General features: G+C 67.8%; 5 protein-coding genes. 2 read left to right on the top strand and 3 right to left on the bottom strand.

Annotated features, from left to right (window positions below):
* The 3 genes from VE326_14975 to VE326_14965 form a co-directional block, all read right to left on the bottom strand.
* Positions 1-1,775 (bottom strand): protein kinase (locus VE326_14975; protein ID HYJ34504.1); only part of this gene is annotated, 1,775 nt, incomplete at its 3' end.
* Positions 1,765-2,361 carry an RNA polymerase sigma factor gene (locus VE326_14970; protein HYJ34503.1) on the bottom strand — a complete coding sequence of 199 codons (597 nt, stop codon included), beginning with the start codon at positions 2,359-2,361 and terminating at the stop codon, positions 1,765-1,767. The genes VE326_14970 and VE326_14975, both read right to left, overlap by 11 nt.
* A gap of 65 nt (positions 2,362-2,426) precedes the next feature.
* Positions 2,427-5,699 carry a FlgD immunoglobulin-like domain containing protein gene (locus tag VE326_14965; GenBank protein HYJ34502.1) on the bottom strand — a complete coding sequence of 1,091 codons (3,273 nt, stop codon included), beginning with the start codon at positions 5,697-5,699 and terminating at the stop codon, positions 2,427-2,429.
* A gap of 106 nt (positions 5,700-5,805) precedes the next feature.
* Between VE326_14965 and VE326_14960 the strand changes: the two genes are divergently transcribed.
* Complete coding sequence (locus VE326_14960) at positions 5,806-6,141, top strand: DUF5655 domain-containing protein (protein ID HYJ34501.1); 336 nt, start codon at positions 5,806-5,808, stop codon at positions 6,139-6,141.
* Between the two features lie 98 nt (positions 6,142-6,239).
* Positions 6,240-6,791, top strand: a 552-nt coding sequence (locus VE326_14955; GenBank protein ID HYJ34500.1) for a hypothetical protein, incomplete at its 3' end; no start/stop codon positions are given.

Here is a 6,791-nt window from a genome sequence, read left to right as displayed (position 1 = left end):
CGGGCCGCGGCCAGCTCGACCGCCAGGGGGATTCCATCCAGCGCGCGGCAGGTCCGGGCGACGTCCGCCGCGTTCGACGCATCCAGCGCGAAGTCCGGGGCCGCCAGCGTCGCGCGGTCCACGTACAGCTCCACCGACTCGTAGCGCATCAGGGTGGCGGGGTCGACCGATTCGGAGGGTTCGGGCACCGGGAGCATGGGCACTTCATAGCTCCGCTCGCCCTCCAGACCCAGCGCTTCCCGGCTGGTCGCGAGCACGGTGAGGCCGCGGCACCCGTCCCGCAGATCGAGGACCAGGGACCGGCAGGCCTCCAGGAGGTGCTCGCAATTGTCGAGCACCAGGAGCGCCTCGGCATCGCGCAGCCGCTCGAGCAGCGTCCGCGACAGAGGAATGCCGGGCTGTTCGCGCAGCGACATGGCATCCGCGACGGCGAAGGGGACGCGCGAGGGCTCGGCCACAGGACTCAGATCTACGAACCAGACGCCATCGCGGGCGCGCTCCAGGGCTCGCGAGGCCAGCCGGAGCGCCAGGCGCGTCTTTCCCGCGCCGCCGGTGCCGGTCAGCGTGAGGAGCCGACCCGATGCGAGAAGCGACTCGCAATCCCGGAGACTCTCCCCGCGGCCCACGAAGCGGGTGCGCTCGGGCGGCAGGTTGTTCGGGGTGCTCGACGCGGCCCGGCTCCCCGGTCCCGCCGTGCGACCGCGACGCAGCAGGGCCAGGACCGAATCCATCGTGCCGAGCCTGCGCTCGGGATCCTTCTCGAGCGACGCCACGATGAGGTGCCGGATCGGCTCAGGCGTTTCCTCCGGGAGCCGCGTGAGGTCGGGATCGCGCTCCAGGACCGCCGCGAGGACATCCTCGGACGAGCCGCCCGGAAAGGCCGGCATACCGGTGAGGCACTCGTAGAGCACGGCGCCGAACGCGAAGACGTCGGCCCGCGCGTCTTCCACTCCGCCCAGGCGCTCGGGGCTCACGTATCCGGCCGTCCCCTCGACCGGGCCCTCCGCGGCGTCACGGCCTCCGCCGTCCGCGCCGGCCCCGGGACCGCCGCTCGCCGGGGAAAAACGCTCCGCGCGCGCGAGGCCGAAATCGAGCACCTTCACGCGCCCATTCGCGGTGATCATCACGTTCCCCGGCTTCAGATCCCGGTGGATGACACCGCCTTCGTGCGCCACCTGAAACGCCTCGGCGATCTGCGTGGCTACGTGCAGGGCCTCGGAGATCGGCATCGCGCCGGCGCGAAGCCGCGCGGCAAGCGTGGCGCCTCGCACGCGCTCCAGCACGAGGAAGCGCGCGCCTTCGGCGGTCTCCTCCATGCCGTGGATGACCGCGATCCCGGGATGGTCCAACGAGGCGAGGATCCGGGCTTCGCGGCTCAGGCGTTCGAGCGCGCCCGGATTGGCCGCGAGCTCCGCCGGGAGCGCCTTGACGGCCACTTCGCGATCGAGGCGCAGGTCGCGCGCGAGATACACCACGCCCATCCCGCCGCGTCCCAGCTCGCCGTCGATACGGTAGGGGCCCAGTCGATCCCCCGGCTCGAACGTTCGGGCGGCGGGAGCCCCACCGCCCGCCTCGGCGGCGGTCTCCCCGGCGTAGGCGTGTCCGAGCTGTTCGATCAGCTTGAGCCCCGAGAGGCCGCGCGAATCCGCGACCCGGCTCCAGTCCACGCGCGTTCCGTCGGCGACCGCCTCGGCCGCGGCCGCGAGATTCTCGGCCCCCGGCGTGTCCGACGAAACGGGCGGCCCCAGCGACCGTGAGGGTTCCTCAGGCATCATCGATCTTCCTCGCAAGCTGGATCAGGGCGCGCGAGACCATGACCCGCGCCGCGTCGGTCGAGGGCTTTCCCAGCGCCTCGGCGATGCGCGCGTGCGAGTATCCGAATTCGATACGAAGGATCACGGCCTGCTGGTGCTCCTCGGGCAGCGTGGCGAGCGCCTCCTCGAAGCGGCGCAGCCGTTCGGCGCCGATCGCCTGCTCCACCGCCGATGGCGCCGTGTCGGGCTGGTTCTCGTCGATGGGGGACGGCGCGGGCCTTCGCTGTGATTTGCGCGCTTCGTCGCGCACCGTGTTCAACAGAATTTGACGGAGGTAGGCGAGGAACGCTCCCTCGCCGCGATTCTCGAACGAGTCGATGCGGCGAAAGGCGCGCAGGAGGACGTCCTGGACGAGGTCCTCGGTGTCCCGCGCATCGCGGATTCGCGAAGGGAACCGGTGCCGGGCCCAGCGACGCAGGACCGGCAGCAACCGGGCGAGCAGGCGCTGCCCCGCCAGCGTGTCGCCGGCGCGGGCCCGCGCGATCAGGACCCCGGTCGTCTCGTGAGGTGCGGCTCCGCTCCCCGCGCCGCCGGCGGGTTCGTTCATCCCGACCTCCCCCTCGGAAGAGATCGAGAGTATAGCCTCCACGGGGCACTTGCCGGGTCACGGCGTCACTTCATCAGTACGATCCGGCGGGTGACCTCGGTCCCCGCACCCTCCAGTCGGGCAAAGTAGACCCCGGCCGGGGCGCTCGCGCCCGACCGCGTCCGGCCGTCCCAGGTCGTCTGGTAACGGCCGGCCGATCGGGAGTCGGAGACGAGCGTGCGCACGACCCGGCCCGCCACGTCGAACACCGCGACCGTCACCGGGCCGGGACGCGGAAGCTCGAACGATAGCGAGGTCTGGTCACGCGAGGGAACCGGCGCGACGCGCAGATTGAGCGCGATCGGAGCCGGCCCGGACCCCTCGGTGGCGACCCCCGTGACTCCGGACATGTAGCCCAATACATGGGTCGTCCCCCAGCCCGCGGCGATGTCGGCGACGGCCGCGGCGTTTAGCACCGTCGCCGGCGAGGGCTGGTTGGTTCCGTCTACGGCGCCGGTTCCCAGAACGCCGTCATAGTTGTAACCCCAGGCCTTCAGGGTGCCATCCGACAGCAGGGCCATGGCCCATCCCGCTTCTCCGGCGATCAGCTTCTGAACACCTACGACGTTGGCCAGTACGGGGGTCAAATGGTCGGCAAAGGTCCCGTCTCCGATCGCGCCCTGGTTGCCACGACCCCAGCCGTACACGGTCCCGGTCGCCGACACCGCATAGCCGTTCGCCTGCGTGCCGGCGATGGAGCGAATCTGTGGCAGACCCTGCACCTGCACCGGAGTTCCGCTGTTGGTCGTGGTGTTGTTTCCCAGCTCCCCGAAGGCGTTGTAGCCCCACGCCCAAACGGTTCCGTCACCGCGGAGGGCGAACCCCGTATAGGCGCCGGCGGCGATCGCGATCACATTCGACAGTCCCACGACCGGCGCCGGAAGCAGGAAATTGCCCCCGATCGATCCGCGCCCGAGCGAGCCAAGGCCGTTGAACCCCCAGGAGAGGACCGTGCCGTCGGATTGCAACGCCAGGCTGTAGTTGTTCCCGGCGGCAACCGCCGTGATGCACGCGGTCGTGTGCGTCCGAATCGGCGTATTGCTCGCACTCTGCGTGCTATCGCCCAGCTCGCCGGATTGGTTGGATCCCCAGGCTTTCAGGGACCCATCCCGCAGCAGGGCGAGCACGTGGGAGTAACCGGTCGCGATCTGGATCGCGTTCGCCACGCCGATCTTGACCGGCGAGGCGACCGTTCCGTAGGTGCCATTGCCCAGTTCCCCGAACGAGCCATTCCCCCAGGTGTAGACCGACCCATCGGAAGTCAGCGCGGCAGAGTAGGACCGACCCCCGTCCATCTGGACGACATTCGCGAGGTGCGTATACGAGCCCGGAGGCAGCTTGAACGTGTTGGTTCCATCGCCGCACTGCGAGTTGGAGTTCTCCCCCCAGGTCAGGTACGGATGGGAGGTGGGCGGCGCGCCGAAGACGGTGAGATGCGTGGATGTACTCGTCACCGACTTCGTGCCATCACAGGTCTTGACCACGCAGTCGTAGTCACCGTTCCCGGTCGGTCCCGTCAGTGATGACAGGACGAGCGACGTCGTGTGACATCCCGAGACCGTTGGCCCATCGGCCATCGCGACTCCGTTGCGGCGCCACTGGTACTGCTCCAGCGAGCCATCCCCCTGGGCCACGAGGGTTGTGGACTCCCCCGCGCGCACCAGCCGGCAGGCGGTGCTGTAGTTGTTCACGACGGGATTCGGGAGCGGGAATCCCAGGCCGGGATCGACGTTGCGAACCGTGCTCCAGAGGTCCATCGAGTAGAACGGATACCGGGTGCGGAACGAATTCAGGAACATCGTGATGTCGGTCGGATCGTCGTCGCGGAACACGGTCATGATCTCGTCCGCGCCCAGGCTGGTTGCGTCCATGTCGCAGTCCGGCGATCCACCGTCGTGATCGTCGTTCACGGGATCCTGGATGTCGCGGAGCAGCGCCATCACGTATCCCTCGGTGAGTGCGCCGGGATAGTACGTGCTGTCCTGCTGACATTTGACCAACCAGTCCATCTGATAAAGCCAATCATTGGGGTATTGTCCGTTCGGGAGGCCCGCCCATGAGCTGTATCCGTACCTGGCCGGGTAATCCTCGGTGACGAGCTGACCCCACCAGTCCGCGAAGCCTTCCTGCCAGGCTTCTCCCACGTGCTCGGGACACCAGACGCAATGCCCGGGCGTTGGAGTGTCGCAGAAGCCGTTCGCGTAGTCCGGGTCGAGCAGATTCCCGTACACGTTGTTCAGGTGGTGGCCGTACTCGTGGGTGTGCGTCAGCTCGTCCCACATCCATTGGTGGGAGATATGGATCACTTCCGAGCTCGGACTGTAGCTGGTGGGCGTGTCATCGTCAGGCCACTCCACCTCGACCCGCTCCGCGGCCATGCTGAATTGGCGGGCATAGCGATCCGCGCGGGTGATGCTGTTGAAGATGTGGACGGCCGCGTCCTCGTCGGTGTTGTTGTCCGGATGCATGACGCCAAAATCGACATTGTTCCCGGTGAAGTCCGGGATGACGGGCGTCACCCACACATAGGGAACCCCGAAGATCATGTCCTGCATCACACCCACGACGCCGGTCTCCGCCGTGATCTGGAGATAGATGTCGGGGTCGTCGCAACCGGAGATGTCGCAGTCGTCCCAGAGGGTGTTGACGTCGAAGTGGCCGTTCAGGTCGGTGAACCCCGACCAGATCACCTCGTCGACGAAAGCGTCCTGATCGACCACCTCGACCTTGATCCCATCCGCGCCGCGGATGGTGCCGTCCCCGCGCGTGTACTGAAACGTGCCCGAAAAGTGGAACGCGGTGGTGGTGGCGCGCTGCCCCGACTGCTGCGAAGGCGGCCTCATCCCCGAGAGCCTGGGGCCACCCCGGTCGCTGAAGCGCACGAGGTTCTTGCGATACGCCCGCTCGATCGAGGCGGCATCCAGCCGGAGGATCTTCTCGATGGTCCGCTCACCCCACGTGTAGCGGATCGTCAGCGGCTCCGCCGGATCGGTCGGGACCGCCCGGAAGGTCACCACCCGGCGCTGCCCCTTGGAAAGAGACATCACCGCCGGAGCGTCCAGGCCGCGGACGGTCCAGCCCTTGCCCGAGAGCTCGAAGTTCTCGACCTGCCCTGCCCACGCCGAGGCGACCTCGAGCTGGCCCACGAACTCGCGCCCGGCCTGCGCCGGCTTCGGGCGCTCGCCCACCCACCGCAACCGGACACCGGGGGACAAGCTGGCCCGCGCGGCGGACGGAGCCACCAGGGTAAAGAGCACGGAAGCGACCAGTGCGGCCAGGCGGCCGGTCCGAGTGACCATCGTTCCTCCAGGTTGAGCGCCAAGGGGATGCGGGCTGTAGCTGAGAGAAACGACGAGGGACCCCGGACCGAACACCGACTTTTCGGCAATCTGATACCCTGACTGCATGGTTCGCCACCCCGCCATCCTCAAGACACCAGCAAGCCAGGCAACGTACGCGAAGGTCATGGCGGCTGTCCGCAAGCTCGGTCCGGTTGAAGTCGAAGAGAAGAAGACCTCGTTGCACCTAACGCATGGCCGGGCCTTCGCCGGGGTTCACCCGCGTGCCTACGGGATTCTCTTGAACCTAGTGTTCGATGCCCCGCTGAAGAGCGCGCGTGTCCACAGGAGCGAGCAGGTGTCCGCGAATCGCCATCACGTCGAGTTCAAATTGGAAGACCCGGCCGATGTCGACGCGGAGCTGTGTGCTTGGATCAAGCGGGCCTATTCGCTGACGAAGTAGCCTCCCCCACGGCCGGGTTCCAACTCAGGACGTCTCGCCACTATCTGACCGGGCAAGGCACAGTCGCCCGAGTGATGCCCTTTGCCAGGAGAAGGCCCATGAACCCCATTCGTTTCGCGTTCCTGTCGTTCCTTGCCGCGGTCACACTCGCGAGCGCGCCCGCGTGGGCCGGCCCCACGGTTCCCGACGACGATGACTTTTCTTGGGCTGTCGTGACCCAAGGCGGCCGGGCCATCACCGGGAACGTGGTCCACGGTGATCCCATCTCGAAGCTGAGCGATCGATATCACCGCGATTTCCTCTACATCCGCGATCACGACGAGAGGTACGTGATCACCGACCCCGACCTCATCGACCAGGCCCGGGAGGCAGGGTCGCATATCAACCGCTATTCCAAGGAGATCGGTGAGCTAGCCAATGCCGAGGCGCGGCTCGCGATGTCCCGCGTCGCCGACGAGCGGCGCCCCGGGCTGGATCGCCGGCGCCGGAATCTCGAGCGCGAGATCCAGCTTCGCGAACGCCAGGGGAAGCCCGCGGACGATCTCGAAGAGGAGCTGTTCCGGGTCCGGATGGAGACCAAGTCGATCGAGTCGATGAGCCGAAGCAATCAGCTCACCAGCGGCGAGCGGGAGGACCTCCTACGGCGCCGG

The organism is Candidatus Binatia bacterium (assembly GCA_035631035.1).
Classification (GTDB): domain Bacteria; phylum Eisenbacteria; class RBG-16-71-46; order SZUA-252; family SZUA-252; genus DASQJL01.
This window is presented reverse-complemented; position numbering and strand designations above follow the sequence as displayed.

Coding starts and splice junctions, on each gene's coding strand:
- VE326_14970 (HYJ34503.1), bottom strand. CDS start 2,361: ATGAACGAACCCGCCGGCGGCGCGGGGAGCGGAGCCGCACCTCACGAG.
- VE326_14965 (HYJ34502.1), bottom strand. CDS start 5,699: ATGGTCACTCGGACCGGCCGCCTGGCCGCACTGGTCGCTTCCGTGCTC.
- VE326_14960 (HYJ34501.1), top strand. CDS start 5,806: ATGGTTCGCCACCCCGCCATCCTCAAGACACCAGCAAGCCAGGCAACG.